12 protein-coding genes are annotated in these 16,843 nt (G+C 59.1%); 5 read left to right on the top strand and 7 right to left on the bottom strand.

Going from position 1 to position 16,843, the window contains the following annotated elements; all coding sequences use genetic code 11:
- Positions 1-83 precede the first annotated feature (83 nt).
- From ACX9NZ_RS01550 to ACX9NZ_RS01535, 4 genes are all read right to left on the bottom strand, one after another.
- Positions 84-1,136: an ABC transporter substrate-binding protein gene (locus ACX9NZ_RS01550; RefSeq protein ID WP_118654415.1), complete on the bottom strand. Its 1,053-nt coding sequence runs from the start codon at positions 1,134-1,136 to the stop codon at positions 84-86.
- Positions 1,137-1,284: 148 nt separating this feature from the next.
- Positions 1,285-2,106 (bottom strand): ABC transporter permease, encoded by an 822-nt coding sequence (locus tag ACX9NZ_RS01545; protein ID WP_407496939.1) that lies wholly within the window; start codon positions 2,104-2,106, stop codon positions 1,285-1,287.
- An 85-nt stretch (positions 2,107-2,191) separates the two neighbouring features.
- On the bottom strand, positions 2,192-2,500 hold the full coding sequence (locus ACX9NZ_RS01540; RefSeq protein ID WP_118654414.1) for a thiamine-binding protein: 309 nt from the start codon (positions 2,498-2,500) through the stop codon (positions 2,192-2,194).
- Between the two features lie 486 nt (positions 2,501-2,986).
- Entirely contained in the window at positions 2,987-3,919 is a 933-nt protein-coding gene (locus ACX9NZ_RS01535; RefSeq protein ID WP_302741332.1) for a type I phosphomannose isomerase catalytic subunit, read from the bottom strand.
- 346 nt (positions 3,920-4,265) lie between these two features.
- Between ACX9NZ_RS01535 and ACX9NZ_RS01530 the strand changes: the two genes are divergently transcribed.
- The gene (locus ACX9NZ_RS01530; RefSeq protein WP_118654412.1) at positions 4,266-4,820 is read left to right on the top strand and encodes an NADPH-dependent FMN reductase; all 555 of its coding nucleotides are present in this window, start codon (positions 4,266-4,268) and stop codon (positions 4,818-4,820) included.
- Positions 4,821-4,985: 165 nt separating this feature from the next.
- Here ACX9NZ_RS01530 and ACX9NZ_RS01525 read toward each other — a convergent pair whose 3' ends face one another.
- The 3 genes from ACX9NZ_RS01525 to ACX9NZ_RS01515 all read right to left on the bottom strand — a co-directional run bounded on the left by ACX9NZ_RS01525 (position 4,986) and on the right by ACX9NZ_RS01515 (position 9,230).
- A complete protein-coding gene (locus tag ACX9NZ_RS01525) occupies positions 4,986-5,876 on the bottom strand; it encodes an ROK family protein (protein WP_118653509.1) in 891 nt (296 codons plus the stop codon).
- Positions 5,877-6,466: 590 nt separating this feature from the next.
- A complete protein-coding gene (aspS, locus tag ACX9NZ_RS01520) occupies positions 6,467-8,221 on the bottom strand; it encodes an aspartate--tRNA ligase (protein ID WP_407496830.1) in 1,755 nt (584 codons plus the stop codon).
- A 724-nt stretch (positions 8,222-8,945) separates the two neighbouring features.
- Entirely contained in the window at positions 8,946-9,230 is a 285-nt protein-coding gene (locus ACX9NZ_RS01515; protein WP_158574813.1) for a helix-turn-helix domain-containing protein, read from the bottom strand.
- A gap of 104 nt (positions 9,231-9,334) precedes the next feature.
- Here ACX9NZ_RS01515 and ACX9NZ_RS01510 point away from each other — a divergent pair, with 104 nt between their 5' ends.
- Genes ACX9NZ_RS01510 through ACX9NZ_RS01495 form a run of 4 tightly spaced genes read left to right on the top strand, consistent with a single transcriptional unit; the run spans position 9,335 to position 16,825 of the window.
- Positions 9,335-9,481, top strand: a complete 147-nt coding sequence (locus ACX9NZ_RS01510; protein WP_294159230.1) for a hypothetical protein — start codon at positions 9,335-9,337, stop codon at positions 9,479-9,481.
- Positions 9,481-12,324, top strand: coding sequence for an SNF2-related protein (locus ACX9NZ_RS01505; protein WP_407496825.1), 2,844 nt, complete (start codon positions 9,481-9,483; stop codon positions 12,322-12,324). Before ACX9NZ_RS01510 ends, ACX9NZ_RS01505 begins: the two co-directional genes overlap by 1 nt.
- Before the next feature lie 9 nt (positions 12,325-12,333).
- Positions 12,334-14,037 (top strand): site-specific DNA-methyltransferase, encoded by a 1,704-nt coding sequence (locus tag ACX9NZ_RS01500; RefSeq protein WP_294159226.1) that lies wholly within the window; start codon positions 12,334-12,336, stop codon positions 14,035-14,037.
- Positions 14,030-16,825: a DEAD/DEAH box helicase family protein gene (locus tag ACX9NZ_RS01495; protein ID WP_407496823.1), complete on the top strand. Its 2,796-nt coding sequence runs from the start codon at positions 14,030-14,032 to the stop codon at positions 16,823-16,825. The genes ACX9NZ_RS01500 and ACX9NZ_RS01495 overlap by 8 nt, the downstream gene beginning before the upstream one ends.
- The last annotated feature ends 18 nt before the right edge of the window (positions 16,826-16,843 follow it).

Raw genomic sequence — 16,843 nt, 5'->3', positions numbered from 1 at the left:
ACGAATACCAGTAAACCTTCCCCAAAAGCCGCTCTTTGATCTCATGCCCTATCGAAATGCAAGCATCCGCCGATACCGCCGCGCTACGACAAGAACTGATCTGTCATGCCGGCACCAGGCTCAATCGCATCGGCGAAGCCCTGGTCGCCCACCCACTCGAAGAACGCATCCCAGCGGTCCTGGTCAATCACGCCCCAAGCCTCTGCATCGGCCTGATACTGCTCGGCCAGGTACGTCTGGCTCGCAACGACCAACTCCTTCTCAAGCTCCGGAGCAGCCTTCAGCAGGATCTCGGCCGCACCCTCGGGATCGGCGATGCAATCCTCATACCCACGGCGGGTCGCATCGACAAAGGCCTGCACCATATCTGCATCCTGCTTGATGACATCATCGTTGGCAATGATCACCGGCGTGTAGTAATCGAAGACCGAGTCGATGTCGGCGAAGGCGAAGTAGTTGGTATCGAGGCCCGCGAGCTTGCACTTCTCGCCCGCCCAGGCCCAATAAATCCAAATCGAGTCAACCTGATCGGTGGAAAGCGCGGTGACCTCGTCGGTCACCGTGGAGGGAATCATCTCGACCTGGCTGAAATCTCCGCCGTCCGTCTCGACGCAGCGCTCGATCACGCCCTGCTCGATGGGCATCTCCCACGTGGCATACGTGTGACCCGCCATCTTGGCGGGGCTCGTGATGCCCTTGTCCTTCATGCTGATGATGCCCGAGGTGTTGTGCTGGATGATCGCGGCGATGGCCGTCACCGGCAGCTTGTCATCGCCGGAAACGTAGGCTGCCATGGTGTCCTGGAAGCTCACACCAAACTCGGCGTCGCCTGCGGCCACGAGCGCATCGGCACCGTTCTCGGGGGCCTGCACGATCTCGACCTCGAGGCCCGCCTCTTTGTAGTAGCCGCGCTCCGCGGCAACGTACACGCCCGTGTGGTTCGTGTTGGGCGTCCAGTCCAGGGCAAAGGTCACCTTGCGAAGGCCGGAGCCCTCTCCCGACGAGGAACCGGATCCTTGGGAGCTACCACCGCCGCAGCCCGCAAGCGCCAAAACGCCGGCAGTGCCTAGAGCCGCAGCACCGGCGCCCAACGCCGCCCTGCGTGAAACAATCAGGCTGTTTTCATCTGTAAACATGGAAAACCTCTTTCTGAAAAATCATTGCGATATGGTGTCGATCAGCAAATGGGTAGGAATGACGAAAAATCGCTTCAAAACGAGGGGTATTATCGACATTTCTACCCCTCTCGTCCACGACGGCAGACACGCCACGGCGGCGGGTCCCTTACGGCTCACGCGACTGGCGCTCCCAGGGCATGAGCGCGCGGCGAAGCGCATCCACTACCCACATGAGCGCCAAGCTCAGACCGGAAATCAAAAAGATCACCGCGAACATCTTGTCGAACGAATACGCCTTGCGCACCCGCGTCATGTACACGCCCAGCCCCGAAAAACCGCCGAGCCACTCGGCAATCACGGCGCCCACGATGGCATACGCCGCCGAGATCTTGAGGCCGCTAAAGAGCTGCGGCAGGGCGGCGGGCAGCTTGACGTGGTGCAGGATCTGCAGGCGCGAGGCGCCCATGGCACGCATGAGGTCGATCTCGTCCGGGTCGACGGAGCGCAACCCCTCCAGCAATCCCACCGTGATGGGAAAGAACGTGGCGACCACGATGAGCACCACCTTGGGCAACATCCCGTAGCCAAACCACAGCACCAACAGCGGTGCGATGGCGACGGTCGGGATGGTCTGGGTGAGCACCACAATGGGGTAGAACGCGCGGTACAGCAGATCGAAGCGATCCATCGCAAGCGCGGCGACAAAGCCGAGCGCGACGCCGGCGGCCAAACCCATGCCCGCCTCGGCAAGCGAGGTCGCGGCGTGACCCGCGAGCAAGGGCCAGTCACCTACGAGCGCCTGCACCACGCGCACCGGACTCGGCAGCATGAACGGAGGCACCAGGCCTGTCGAGCATGCGAGCTGCCACAGCCCAAGCAGCGCAACGATGGTCAACGGTGCCACAAGCTTCGTGAGCACCGCAGACCGCGCCCGGGACCCCGCCTTGCATTCCAGATGCGCATCATCAGCGACATGAACCTTGTTCATATCCGCACTTCGTGTCACCGGTGATGCGGAGCCATCGCGGACGTCGGTACCCCCGCACGCCTTGGTGCTCGATGTGCTCACGTCCTTACGCATCGTTCTCGTGGTACTTGGAGATCTTCTCCTCGGTGGTGAGGACGCCCTCCTCGGGTGCGAAGAAAATCTTGACGTAGGTGGCGACCTCGGGCGCGCCCGCCTCGACGCAGATGCGGTTCACGCCCGCGACGACCTCCATGCACAGGTCGTAGTCGCCCTGAATGGTGGTCTCGAAGGGTCCCACATATGCGTCGGGGAACTTGGTCTGAATGTAGGCGATTGCCTCGTCGACGATGCGACACACCTCGTCGTTGCCGCCCACGCGCTGGGGCAGGACCTGGATCGCGACGCTTGCCTCCATGAGCCTTCCTTTCCGGGGTCACAAAAAAGCGGGCCCCTCATCTCCGTAGGGGCCCGCTCGCATCTGTTCACTCGGAGCAAGGCTGCTCAATCCCTACGCCGGCATTACCCGGATCAGGTTGCGGGTCGAAGCGGTGCGGGAAAGGCGACGACGCTGCATATCGCCGATAGACGCGCGGCACCCCGCGATTGACGGGCGAGCGCATCCGCTCCCACGGGCTTCCTCTCAGCCGGCCTCCGCCAGCTCCCCGTTGGTACACAGGTGAGTATAGGACAACAAGGCGCTGAGGGACAGCCAGGACGCGCAATTGAAGACCGCCCTCGCTCGCATATCTCGCCGGCTCGTGCCGAGAGTGGCCTTCAGCTACGAAATCGAGACGATTTCGCGACCGAAGGCCGCATTCGATTGAAGACAGGAAAGACCTCGGAAACCCGGGAGCCCTTTCGGGCAGAAATGGCGACGATGCGCCGCGGCGTGATGAAAACGCTATAGATGCGAGGTGATGATCGTCATGTCGCCCGTGAGCACCAGCTCATCGCAGGCGGAAAGTGCCAGCAGGTGACTACCCTTGACGACTGGCTCGCCATTGATCGAGCCGTCGCCCTCGATGACGCTCACGCAGGTGAAGGGGAAGGGCGTCGCGAACTTCAGCTCACCGTCGACGCGCAGGCGCTCTACGGTGTAGCAGTCGTTGGACACGAGCACCGTTACGCCGTCGACCTCGGGCGCGGTGATCTCGCCGGACTCGGGCGCATCCATGGCGTAGTCGATGACGTCGAGGGACTGCTCGAGGTGCAGAGGACGCAGTTTGCCGTCGTCGCCAGGGCGATCGTAGTCGTACACGCGGTAGGTCACGTCGCTCGACTGCTGCGTCTCGAGGATCACCGTGCCGCCCTTGATGGCGTGCACGCAACCGGGGTCGATCTGGAAGAAGTCGCCGGCGTGGATCGGAATCACGTTGAGCAGCTCATCCCAGCGGCCCTCTTCGACCATCTGGGCGAACTCCTCGCGCGAGCGCGCGTTCTGACCGACGACGATGGTGCCGCCTTCGTCGGCGGACAGGACGTACCAGCACTCCTTCTTGCCGAGGCTGCCATTCTCGTGCTCGCCGGCGTACGCGTCGTCGGGATGCACCTGGATGGACAGGTCGGCGGCGGCGTCGATGATCTTCACGAGCAGCGGAAACACGTCGCCCTCGCAGTTGCCGAACAGCTCGCGGTGGTTGGCCCACAGCCAGGAGAGGGTCTTGCCGGCGGACTCGCCCGTGGCGATGACGTCATCGCCGTTGGGATGCGCGGAGATGGCCCAGCACTCGCCCACGGGGCCATCCGGGATGTCATACCCAAAATCGCTCGCCATGCGGCGTCCGCCCCAGATCTTGCCCTTGAAATCGGGCACGAGCTTGATGATCGAATCCATCGCCTACATCCTCTCCTGCGAATCGACATTCGGATCGAAGGCACGCACGCCCGATCCGACCTCTATTGTACTCACGCCCCACTACGTACGCTGAGAGAATCGACGGCACAGCGCCGCGGGGCCTCCGCACGCACCCCCCCAGCGTCACAGGATGGCGGAATCGCGCGAAGCGATGGGGCGCACGCGGCCGATAGGGTCCCGTAGGCCAGGCACCCCCATCATGATGAACCCACGCTTCTCTCGCGTACGTTTTATGTATACCTATTCGGTAGGTATTGATTGATGCCCTGCGGGAACCATGTGAATACGGGCGCGCGAAGGCGCCCACCATCCGAAAGGAGCTCGCATGCCCCGTATCCTCATGATCGTCGGTTCGCTGCGCAAGCAGTCGTTTAACCATCAACTCGCACGTGAGATCGAACGCATTATCGGCGATCGCGCCGAGGTCACTTTCCTCGATTGGGGCGATGTGCCCCTCATGAACCAGGACATCGAGTGGCCAGCCCCGGAGGCGGTGCAACGCGTTCGCGACGCCGTACTCGCCGCCGACGGCCTGTGGTTCTTCTCGCCCGAATACAACTACCAGATTCCGGGAGGGCTCAAGAACCTCCTCGACTGGCTCTCGCGCCCCCTCGACGAGCATGACCGCACCAGCCCGTCCGCCATCAAGGGCAAGCGCGCTGCCATCAGCGGCGTTGGCGGACGAAACGCCACCGCCGGCATGCGCAAGGATCTAGAACGGCTGTTCAGCGCCATGGGTGTTCAAATCATCGGCGGGCCGAGTCTGGGAATCTCCCTCACGCCCGAAGAGTGGAGCAGCGATGTCCTGACGCCGGAACCAGGGACTCTCGGTGCCCTTGGGGCGGCCGTGGACGACTACCTGGCAGCGCTCGAGCGCTAATGCAACAAAAGCGCGTTTTACGGGGGCGGGGGGGGGGGGGGGGGGGGGGGGGGGGGGGGGGGGGGGGGGGGGGGGGGGGGGGGGGGGGGGCCATCTAACTGGCCGCGCGGCGCCATCCGATATCCTTACGGCACCGTGCTCGTGTTAGAAGCAGGGAACCCCGTGTTAGCCCTCGAGTGCTCTGGCGCCCAAGGCGATGGCACCAAGCACGCCCTGGTTGCCGTCGCAGGCGGGCGACACGATATAGGTATCGATATCCGCGAGCTCGGGCGTCGCCAGATACCCATTGATTTGCTCGAGTACCTTGGCGCGCACGCGGGCCATGAGTTTGGGGGCGTGATCGGGCACGCCACCGCCCAACACGATGCGCTGCGGCGAGAGTGTATAGATATACGTGCATATACCTTGGGCGATGTACGTGCTCTCGAGCTCGAGGAATCCTTCATCGTCGGCCATGTCGGACGCCCGCTCCACGCCGTACCGGGCGACCACGGCGGGACCGGCGGCGAGGCCCTCGAAGCAGCTCTCATGACTCGGGCAGTTGCACGCGAAGCCCTCATCGCCCGGCACGCGCGCAAGCGCGATATGCCCGGCCTCGGGATGCAGCATGCCGTGGAGCAGATGCCCGCCAACGTACACGCCCGCGCCAATGCCGGTGCCCACCGTGATGTAGATCACGTTGTCGAGGCCCTTGCCCGCACCGTATATGACCTCGCCCAGGCATGCACCGTTCACGTCGGTGTCGTAGCCGCAGGGTACGTTGAGCCCACGGGCCATTTCGCCAAGGAAGTCATAGCCGCGCCAAGCGATCTTAGGCGTTTGCAGGATGTGACCGTAGTCGGGCGATTTGGGATTGACCGCCGTGGGACCAAAGGCAGCGATACCCAGAGCGGCGATCCCCTTATCGGCGAACCACTCGACCATGGCGGGAACCGTCTTCGCTGGCTCCTCGGTGGGAATGCTCGCACGTTCCACGATCGTTCCATCGGCATAGCCGGTCGCCAGCACCATCTTGGTGCCACCCGCCTCGATCGCACCGATCAACTGCTGGTCCATAACGCCCTCCCTCGGGTCGGCTTCATCCGTCACCCCAGTATAAAACTCCAATACCCGTCCATATGGTCAACGGAGGTGATTGGTACCTCATTTGAGGAACAGGCACTAAATTGAGATACGAACATGCGAGCTACCCCAGGCGCAGCCCGACTCCTTATGCCATCTCGGCGCCATCATATACAAATATCGATAATCTGTACCAAAATCAACGTCGGCGAAGACATTTTTGAGAAACAGACGCGATTGAGACTCCCTAAGCGATGCCACGCGATGACGATATTGGACATATTTCCATTATTTGTTCGTCTTCTTTAGAATCACCGGCGCCGAGAGTTCCAACATCGCGCCCCATTGGTACAAATTGTCGTTATTTGTAAGATGGGGAGGCGGCCAACTGGCTGCCTCCCCATCAAGTGCAAGATTTGAACCTCAATTACGTGTCTGTCCCCAAATTGAGGGGCAAGGTCGGGCGCCTCGCGCAGCCGCTCGGTTTTCCAGGTGCCCCAGATCGCTCTGAAAGAGGAGGGCGCACGCCTTGCGTGCGGCGCCCGACGATTGAAGGGCGAGGTGGGGTGCCTGGAAAAGCGAGGCTACTCCAGGCGCAGGCCGACTTCCTTGAGCTGCGCTAGGCTCACCTCGGACGGAGCCGCGGACATGAGGTCGGAGCCGCTGCTGGTCTTGGGGAACGCCATGACGTCGCGAATGGAGTCGGTGCCGGCAAGCAGCATGCACACGCGGTCGAGGCCGAGCGCGAAGCCGCCCATCGGCGGGGCGCCGAACTCGAGGGCCTCCATGAGGAAGCCGAACTGCGCGCGGGCGCGCTCCTCGGTGAAGCCCATAAACTCGAGCATCCTGAGCTGCAGCTCGGAGTCGTGGATGCGCATGCCGCCACCGCCGGCCTCGAAGCCGTCCATGACGAAGTCGTAGGTGCAGGAGCCCATCTTGAGCGGGTCCTCGTCGAGCAGGTGCAGCTCGTCGATGTGGGGCAGCGTGAAGGGCTGGTGCTCCGCCTCGTAGCGCTTGCCCTCCTCGTCCCAATGGAACAGCGGGAAGTTCACGACCCACAGGAAGTCGTGGCCCTCGCGCGGGAGCTCCAGCGCGTCGGCCATGTGACAGCGCATGCCGCCGAGGATCTCGTTTGCCTCGAGGCGCGGGCCGGCGGCGAACATCACCAGGTCGCCGGGCTCGACGTCGCAGCGGCGACGGAGCTCGGCCATCTCCTCGTCGGTGAAGAACTTGACGATGGGACTGTTCATGGAGCCTTCCTCGCGGAAGGCGATCCATGCCAGGCCCTTGGCACCGAAGGTCGCGGCGACCTTGGCGAGCTTGTCGATCTGAGCACGCGGCCAGCTGCCGGCACCCTTGGCGTTGATGGCCTTGACCACGTGGCCCTGCGTGTTCGCGGCACTGGCGAACACCTTGAAGGCGGATCCGGCGAACACGTCGGTGAGGTCCACGAGCTCCATGCCAAAGCGGGTGTCGGGCTTGTCGGAGCCGTAGGTGTCCATGGCGTCCCAGTAGGAGATGCGGCGCAGCGGCGTGGGCATCTCGACGCCCACCTTGGCGAACGCGTCGGCGAGCACGTCTTCGAGCTGCGCCATGACGTCGTCTTGCTCCACGAAGCTCATCTCGATGTCCACCTGCGTGAACTCGGGCTGGCGGTCGGCGCGCAGGTCCTCATCGCGGAAGCACTTGGCGACCTGGTAGTAGCGCTCGACGCCACCGACCATGAGCAGCTGCTTGAGCAGCTGCGGGGACTGCGGCAGGGCGTAGAAGTTGCCGGGCTGCAGGCGGCTGGGCACCACGAAGTCGCGAGCGCCCTCGGGCGTGGACTTGAACAGGGCCGGCGTCTCGACCTCAGTGAAGGCGCGGTCGTGGAGAGCCGAGCGGATGGCGAAGGTGAAATCGGAGCGCAGGCGCAGGCGCGCGGCCATCTCCGGACGGCGGAGGTCCAGGTAGCGGTAACGCAGACGCGTGTCCTCAGCGGTTTCGATGCCGTCCTCGATCTGGAACGGCGGGGTCTTGGAGCGGTTGAGCACCTGCGCGTGGTCGACGAGGACCTCGATCTCGCCGGTGGCGAGCTTGGGGTTCACCGCGTCGTGGCCGCGGTCGCGCACGATGCCGTGCACGAGGATGGGCCACTCGGGACGCATGGTCTCGGCGATCTTGAAGGCGTCGCCGTCGGAGTGCTCGGGGTCGAAGTTGATCTGCGTGATGCCCTCACGGTCGCGCAGGTCGCAGAAGATCAGGCCGCCGTGGTCGCGGCGACGGCTCACCCAACCGGTGAGGGTAACCTCCTCGCCGATATTGGCGGAGCGGAGCTCGCCACAGGTGCGGGTGTGCATGGAATGCATGTTGGCGGGGTTGGTGGTGCAGTCTTGTGCCACTGCTTCCTCCTTGTTGATCTGTGCCGCCCCGTGCCGTAAGCGGGCGGCTGGTGTACAGACTGCCGGGGCGCGTAGACAGCGCGGCTCGGCATATCGCGAACACGGATTCCGGCTGCCGGGATCGACGATGAAATCGCCCCTCGCCACAGCGGCCCTCCGCGCGCGACAGCTCACTAGGATAGCGGAAAGCAGGGCACTCCATCACAGAAGAGCGCCCGGCTCACGCGGTCTTAACACGCTGGGAACATTGGAGGGTGGGGTCGGGCATGCCAATGGCAGAATTACATGGCGGCAAGAGCCCCGAACGGTTTGCCCAGCAGGTCAACCGCCCCAACACCCCGAACATCAGCTCACGAGGTCAACGGCGTCAACAAGTTCCACTCGATAAAGCCCATGCTGCCCACCCTCTTTTTGAGAATCTGGATTCATCATATCACGATTATATAAATCACGATTTGATACATTATCGGACCTACATAGACTGAAACCGAGCCGACACGTTCGACATTGCAACAGCCATCGCTTGTGTGCACATGGGTCTAATCCAGCTCCATTTAAATGGTTGGCAATGTTCCCAAATCTGACATTAGGAACTTCCACCATTCGACATTAGGAGCACATGAGCAGGGAGAATCCGCTGCTATAAAGGGACAATGCGCTGTCACCGGACGACGGACAGGCCCTATTGCCGGTCGGCGGCCCTGCTCTTCTCGAGGATGACCCGCGGGGAATCTTTTTCCAAGCCGGAGAAGAACTCGATAACGGGAATGTCCAGACCGTTTGCGATCAGGACGAGATAGTCGAGCGAGAAGTTTTGATTGCCGCTTTCAACCTTATTGAGATTAGGACGGCTTACCTCGATTCGCCGGGCAAGCTCAGCCTGTGAAACTTCATGCTCTTCCCGAAGACGGCCGATGTTCTCGCCCACCTTCTTGCATACGTACTCACATGTCTCGTCTCTCTTCATGAGTCCATCGTATTGACTCATATTCCGTACAGTGTCTGATATTTCGTACATACCAGATTTGGGCTACACTGCTGTACTATATATCGTACACATGGAGAAATGGCATGGCTCAGCAGGTCAAATCAAAGCAGCGGGTCCAGGACCACGGCGAGGTGTTTACCAACGAGCGCGAGGTAAACGCCATGCTCGACATGAATCCCAACGCACCCGTTCGCCAGGGACCGATTCAGCAGGTGGAGGCGATGCGGTAATGGCAGCCCCCAAGTACACCCAATATCAGACGCGCTACTTCGCCGAACAACTTTCGCTCAAGAGGCCGCAGTCCAGCGTCGACAATCTCGCGTCCGCAATGTCGGGCACAAAGGTCGATCTCAACCCACACCAAGTTGACGCCGCGCTCTTTGCACTGAGGTCCCCGTTGTCCTCTGGAGCGCTTCTCGCCGATGAGGTCGGACTCGGAAAGACCATCGAAGCGGGACTCGTGCTCTCCCAGTTCTGGGCTGAACGCAAAAGAAAAATCCTGCTCATCGTTCCGGCGTCACTGCGCATGCAGTGGCGACAAGAGCTCACCGAGAAATTCTTTATCGACTCCATCCTCATGGAGGCGACTCCGTTCAATAAGGCAAAGCGTGAGGGCAAGCCCAACCCCTTCGACATCGATGGCCGCGTGGTGATCTGCTCATACAACTTCGCCGCAAGGAAGGATGCCGAAATCCGCACGGTCCCATGGGACCTTGTCATCATGGACGAGGCGCACCGCCTGAGAAACGTCTACAAAAAGAGCAACGTCACTGGTAAGAAGCTCAAGCGCGCCCTAGACGGCCGCAAAAAACTACTTCTCACGGCAACGCCGCTTCAAAACAACCTCATGGAGCTATATGGCCTCGCCAGCATCATCGATGATCACGCATTTGGCGACGCGAGGACGTTCCGAGACATGTATGTTACGGCCTCGAACGTTGATCTGCGGAACAAGAACCTTAAGGACAGGCTCCAGCACATTTGCCACCGCACACTGCGCAAACAGGTAACTGAATACATCCGCTACACGAACAGGCACGCCATCCTGCAGGAATACGCTCCTTCTGCCGAGGAGGAAGAACTCTACAACGGCATCTCCGACTACCTCCAATCAGACAAGCTCTATGCGCTCCCGCAAGGTCAGCGCACCCTCATCACGATGGTCCTGCGGAAGCTGCTCGCCTCGTCGTCGTTCGCCATCTCCGGCACGCTATCTTCGCTGATCGAACGCCTGGAGGGACTACTGGCAGGCGTCGAAGGCGATCTGGATATGAGTGACTACGACGCGTACGGCGACCTTATGGACGGAAATCAAGACGAGGAAGACATCGGCGCCCCCAACCTTGTGCAAGAGCGCGACAAGATACTCCTCGAGCTCGAGCGACTGAACGAGTATGCCTCACTCGCAAACAGCATCACACACAACGCAAAGGGCGATAACCTCCTCTTCGCGCTTGAGAAAGGCTTCGCGAAGATTGAGGAGCTCGGTGGAAAACGCAAAGCGGTCATCTTCACCGAGTCGCGACGCACGCAGGAATACCTGCTAAGGCTGCTCTCGGACAACGGCTACGAGGACAAGATCGTATTCCTCAACGGCTCGAACAATGACGAGGTGTCAAAGCGCATCTACGAGGACTGGAAGCAACGCCACGACGGCGACGGAGCAATATCGGGATCGCGGCAGGCGGATATGAAGGCGGCCGTCGTCGAGGAATTCCGCGACCGTGCCAGCATACTCATTGGCACCGAGGCGGCTGCCGAGGGAATCAACCTCCAGTTCTGCAGCCTGCTCGTGAACTACGACCTCCCCTGGAACCCCCAGCGCATTGAGCAGCGCATCGGACGATGCCACCGCTACGGCCAGAAGAACGACGTCGTGGTCATCAACTTCCTCAACAAGAGGAACGCCGCGGACGTCCGTGTTTACGAGCTGCTGTCCGAGAAGTTCAACCTCTTCAATGGAGTCTTCGGCTCCTCGGACGAGGTCATCGGGTCCATCGAGTCCGGCGTCGACTTCGAGAAGCGCATCGCCGGGATCTATCAGAAGTGCAAGACCTCCGACGAGATACAGGCGGAGTTCGACGCGCTGCAGGACGAGCTCGCCGAGAGCATCGATGAGAAGATGGTCGAGGCCCGTCACTCAATCCTCGAGAACTTCGACGAAGATGTGGCAGCCCGTCTCAAGGACTGTCAAACGAGCACCGTCGCCAGCCTAGACAAGTTCAGTCAATGGACGTTGTTCTTCCTGCTTGCCCACGGGGCCGAGCGCGTTACCCCCGAAAACAAGCTGAGATTCCGATTCGGCGGAGACCCGAGCGGGCGTGTGTACAACCTGCAGTGGCGAGACGCTGAGGATGAAGGCGACACCTTCTTGCGTCGAGATGACCCAAGGTATCTTCACTGGATTGATGAGGCAAAGTCCATTGACCTGCCTTTTGGATCGGTCAAGTTCCTTTACAGCAACAGCGACAGGCGAGTCTCTTATCTCGATGAGCACCCTGGGATCAGGGGTGTCATCACGATCGACAAGCTCTCCTACTCCGGCATTGGAGAGGAAGAGCATTTGGTCATCACCGCCGTCATGGACGATGGGCGCCAGCTAGACGAAGACCTCGTAAACACCCTTTTCGAACTTCCCGCCGAATTGACCGATGCGGCGGGTGCCGTTAACGGTGAGGTGGAAGCACTCCGCAAGGAGCGCGTCGAACAGCGTCAGCGAGCCATCGAGGCGGCAAACAAGCAGTACTACTTAGACGAATGCGCCAAGTTGGACGCGTACAGCGAGGACCTAAAGGAAGGTCTCCAGCGCGAGCTGAACGACATAAAAAAGGCGATCACCGAAAAGAACCGTGAATTCCGCAACAGCACCGACCTCCCCCTAGACGAAATGCTTGCCGTCAAGGACGAGCTGGAAGAGTTGAAGCGTAAGCGAAAGCGGATGCAGCGAGACCTCTATGACCGTGAGGACGAAATCGAAGCACAAAACGAGCAGCTCCAAGCCGAGATGCGCGAGAAGCTTCGCGGCAACAGCGAGCTCGAACGAATCATGACCATTTCCTTTGAGGTTGAATAGGAGAATAATATGCAGAGACTCGAGCTAACTTGGATCGGTAAGGGCGAAGAGCCTGAGGTTGAGCCTCGCATCCTTATCCACGATCCATCGATGGACTACGGAGATCCTGATACTGGTAATATGCTCATCCACGGCGACAACCTGCTCGCGCTCAAGGCGCTTGAACAGGACTATGCCGGCAAAATGAAATGCATCTATATCGATCCGCCGTACAACACTGGAGCTGCGTTCGAATATTATGACGACAATCTAGAGCACTCGATTTGGCTTGATCTCATGAAGCCCCGACTTGAGATTCTCCGCAGTCTATTAGCCGATGATGGCCTCTTGTTCGTTCAAATAGATGATAACGAGCAGGCCTATTTGACGGTTCTGCTCGATGAGATATTCGGCAGAAAGAATCGACTCAACACTATAACCGTTAAAATGAGTGAGGCTTCTGGCGTGAAAATGGCACACGCCGACAAGCGCCTCCCAAAACTGAAAGAATACATCCTTGTCTATTATAAGGCGCAACCACCGTTAATTACTCCTGAAAAAGTGCCCTTGCAGGAATGGAACAACGAATACAAGCAGCTTCTCACTGGCATCTCCGATGACGAGATCGACGAGCTGCATAATATACTGCATTCCTCTGAAGGGGCAACGGAAGCGACGTTAAACAGATGCAATTCAATACTATCAAGAGGCAAGGTTGTATCGCTCGCAAAGCATTTCAAGGGATTGGGACTTCCGAAAGAAGAAGAGGAGTCTTGGAAGTTCGCGCATGCGAAGTACATTATCCAGGCGGTAGGCTCGACAAGTGTTTTTAAGATAGCAAAGAACACACATCTGCTAGACCAAGATGTTATGGCAGTCCCATCATCATCGGGCCTGATCTATCTCGTCAATACGCGTGTCGACATGAATGCAAAGCAGCCGCGCGTCCAAGTGATATTCGCATCGGATAATTTGTCTCAGAATCAGGGAGACCTCTGGTTGGATATAAAGACCACTGGTGGAGTCGGCCAAGAGGGCGGAGTCCTGTTTGCGAACAGCAAGAAACCAGAAAGGCTGATCAAGAAAGTAATCTCGCTTTGCACAAATGAGGGCGATTTTGTTCTCGACTCTTTTCTCGGCTCGGGAACAACCGCCGCTGTTGCGCAGAAGATGAACAGGAGATGGATTGGCATCGAGCTGGGGGGCCATGCATATACGCATTGCATACCGAGATTGAAAAAGGTCATCGATGGAAATGACGAAACGGGAATTACCGATTTGGTCAGCTGGCGTGGAGGTGGAGGATACCGCTTTTTCGAACTTGCTCCCAGCCTCATAGCAATCGATAGTCGCGGCAACCCTGTATTCTCCGAGCAATACAGCCCTGAGATGCTCGTTGCAGCCGTCACCAAGCTCAACGGCTTCCGCTACGCCCCGGATCCAGACGTGTTCTGGAAACAGGGTTACAGCCAGGACAAGAGCTACATCTACGTCACCACGCAATACCTGACCGCAGGAATGCTCGATGGGATCGCCTCCGATATGGATCCGCTGGAGAGCCTTCTCGTGTGCGCCCCGGCATTCGACCTCGATCTCAACAAGCGGTACGACAATATCACCGTTAAGAAGATCCCGCAGTCCGTCCTCGCCAAGTGCGAGTACGGCGTGGACAACTACAACCTGAACATCGTCGACCTGCCCGTCTGCGACGACGAGGAGCGGGAAGATGATTAAGGAACCCTATAGCAAGCGCTACTACAGCTATAGCTCAAAGTACATCAGCAACGTGCTCTCTCTACGCACCCCTCAGCACGAGAGTCTCGAGGTGTTCGCGCGGATCTGCGACATTCTGAGCCCCACAAAGAAGCCTGCAGACGCGGATTCCTCGTTCTATGACGAGGACCTGCGCAATGTACGCGAGCATTACCCCACGCTCACGTCCTTCGAGCGCGATTTCCCTTCCATATGCTTCGCCCTCGCCACAGGCATCGGCAAGACGAGGCTGATGGGCGCCTGCATCGCCTACTTACACTATGAGAAGGGAATCAGGAACTTCTTCGTCATGGCCCCCAACCTGACGATCTACCGCAAGCTCAAGGACGATCTCGGCAACCCTGCAAACCCAAAGTACGTGTTCCGCGGGCTCGACAAGTTCGTCAACCCTCCCCGAATCATCGACGGCGATAACTACGGAGACTTCAGACAGGGCGCCCTCGGCGTCAACGACGTCGTCATCAACGTCTTCAACATCGCCAAATTCAATTCCGAAAGCAAGGACGGCAAGAAGGGCGGTGCTCGAACAAAAAGGCTTAACGAGATACTCGGCCAGTCCTACTTCGAGTACCTCCAATCCCTTCCCGACCTCTGTATCTTCATGGACGAGAGCCACCATTATCATGCCGACAAGAGTTTCGAGGTCATCAACGACCTGCGTCCGATTCTCGGCGTGGAGCTGACCGCGACCCCTCAGATCCAAAAGGGCGCGAAGAAAATCGACTTCCGAAACGTCGTATACGAATATTCGCTGGCGCATGCCCTCAACGACGGGATGTACGTAAAGGTGCCCCTCGTTGCCACTCGAGAGAACTTCCGACCCGAGGACTACACCGAAGAGCAACTCGACCGCATCAAGCTCCTTGACGGTCTGCGCCTCCACGAGGACACAAAAAGCCGTCTCGAGGTTTACTCCCGCACCTTCGGCAAACCATTCGTCAAGCCATTTGTATTGGTGGTCGCAAAAGACACGGAGCACTCGAAGCACATCATGGAGTACGTTACGTCCAACGATTTCTTCGGGGGTTATTACCACGGCAAGGTCATAGAGGTTAACTCCACAAAGAAGGGCGCCGAGAAGGACGAGAACATTGAGCTTCTGCTCTCCCTCGAGCGACCGGACAACAAAGTTGAAATCGTCATCCACGTGAACATGCTCAAAGAGGGCTGGGACGTCACCAACCTCTACACCATCGTTCCGCTGCGCACCTCCGCCTCCGACACCCTCACTGAGCAGACGATTGGCCGCGGCCTTCGCCTGCCTTACGGCAGCCGCACGGGAGATGAGCATATCGACCGCCTCACCATTGTGAGCCACAACAAATACGCCGAGATCATCAAGCAGGCGAATGACCCAAACTCGCTCGTCCGCAAAGTCTACTTCATTGATCCCTCCCTTGGAGGCAATGTCCCCCAAGCGCAGACAACGGTCGAGATGCCCACGGTCTATGACACCGCCACCGGCGATGAGAGCTTTGTCGGCCATGTCGCCCTGGCGTTGAAAGACGCCGTCGGCGCAACCTCGCCCGAAGAGACGGAAACTGCCGAGAAGATGGAAGAAGTCGCTCGGTTCGTCGCCGCCCTCTCATCGAAAACGACAGAGGAGCTCAACAAGCAGGTCCGGACGTTCGATGCGATCAGCGATGAGCGAACCCTCGAGATAGCCACGACAAGCGTAGCCCACGAGACCATGCGCCAGTTCCCGGGACTCAGCCTCTCCGAGGAAAGACTAACATCCGTCGTTAAAACCACCATGAAAGCCTGCGTGCAGGCGCTCACCGACAGCATCATCCCAATCCCCCGGGCTGTTGTTCTGCCATTCGCCAAAGTGAAGCGCGGCTACCACCCGTTCCATTTGAACACGCGAAACATGAATTGGAGGCCGACGGGAGACAAACTCGTTGGCACCGAACTCATGGAAGGTGGCCGCACCGTAAGCTTGGACGTCAGCAGTGCTGCCGAGACGCACGTCGATACCCCGGAAAATGGAATCGTTCGCCACATCATCGTGCGCGACAACATCGAATACGGCGAGTGCGCCGACCTGCTGTACTCGCTCATCGGCGAGCTCAAGGAACACCTTCTCACCTACCTCAATGAAGACGATGCCGAGCAGGTGATGCGCGAACATCAGAAGGGCATCGCCGAGATGATCTACCTTCAAATGAATGAGCACTTCTACCGAGAGGAGACCGGGTACGAGACCGTCCAGATGCGTCCGTTCTCGAAGATAGAGAGCGGCTTTGGCAGCAAGATGGCAGCCGAAGACATTTTCGACCTGCACTCCAACGTGCCCGTTGGAGAGGTGCACTCAAAGGTTTTTGGAGGGTTCAAGAAGGCGTGCCACACCCTATACAAGTTCGACAGCAACACTGAGAGAACACTCGCTATAATCCTCGAAAATGATGGCGCTGTTCTACGATGGATGAGACCCTCGCCGAAGCAGTTCAATATCTACTATGACTCTGCCGCCACGAAACGGTATGAGCCCGACTTCATCGTTGAGACCGACAATCGCATTTACATGATCGAAACCAAAGCGGCGAAGGACGTCGACAATGAAGACGTTCGTGCCAAGGCAAAGGCTGCGCGAGAGTACTGCCGAGCCGTTACCGAATGGAACGCCGATCACAACGGTAAACCCTGGGAGTATGATGTGATTCCCCATGACAACGTACGGTTGAACTTCACTTTTGACGGGGTCGTTGCGGCGTCCATCGAGTACGACAGCAGTCAAATGCCCCTATAGAGAGCAGCAAGAAGTGAA

This window comes from Collinsella sp. BM28, assembly GCF_054551995.1.
The sequence above is the reverse complement of the archived record's forward strand: the minus strand, read 5'-3'. Positions and strand labels throughout refer to the sequence as shown.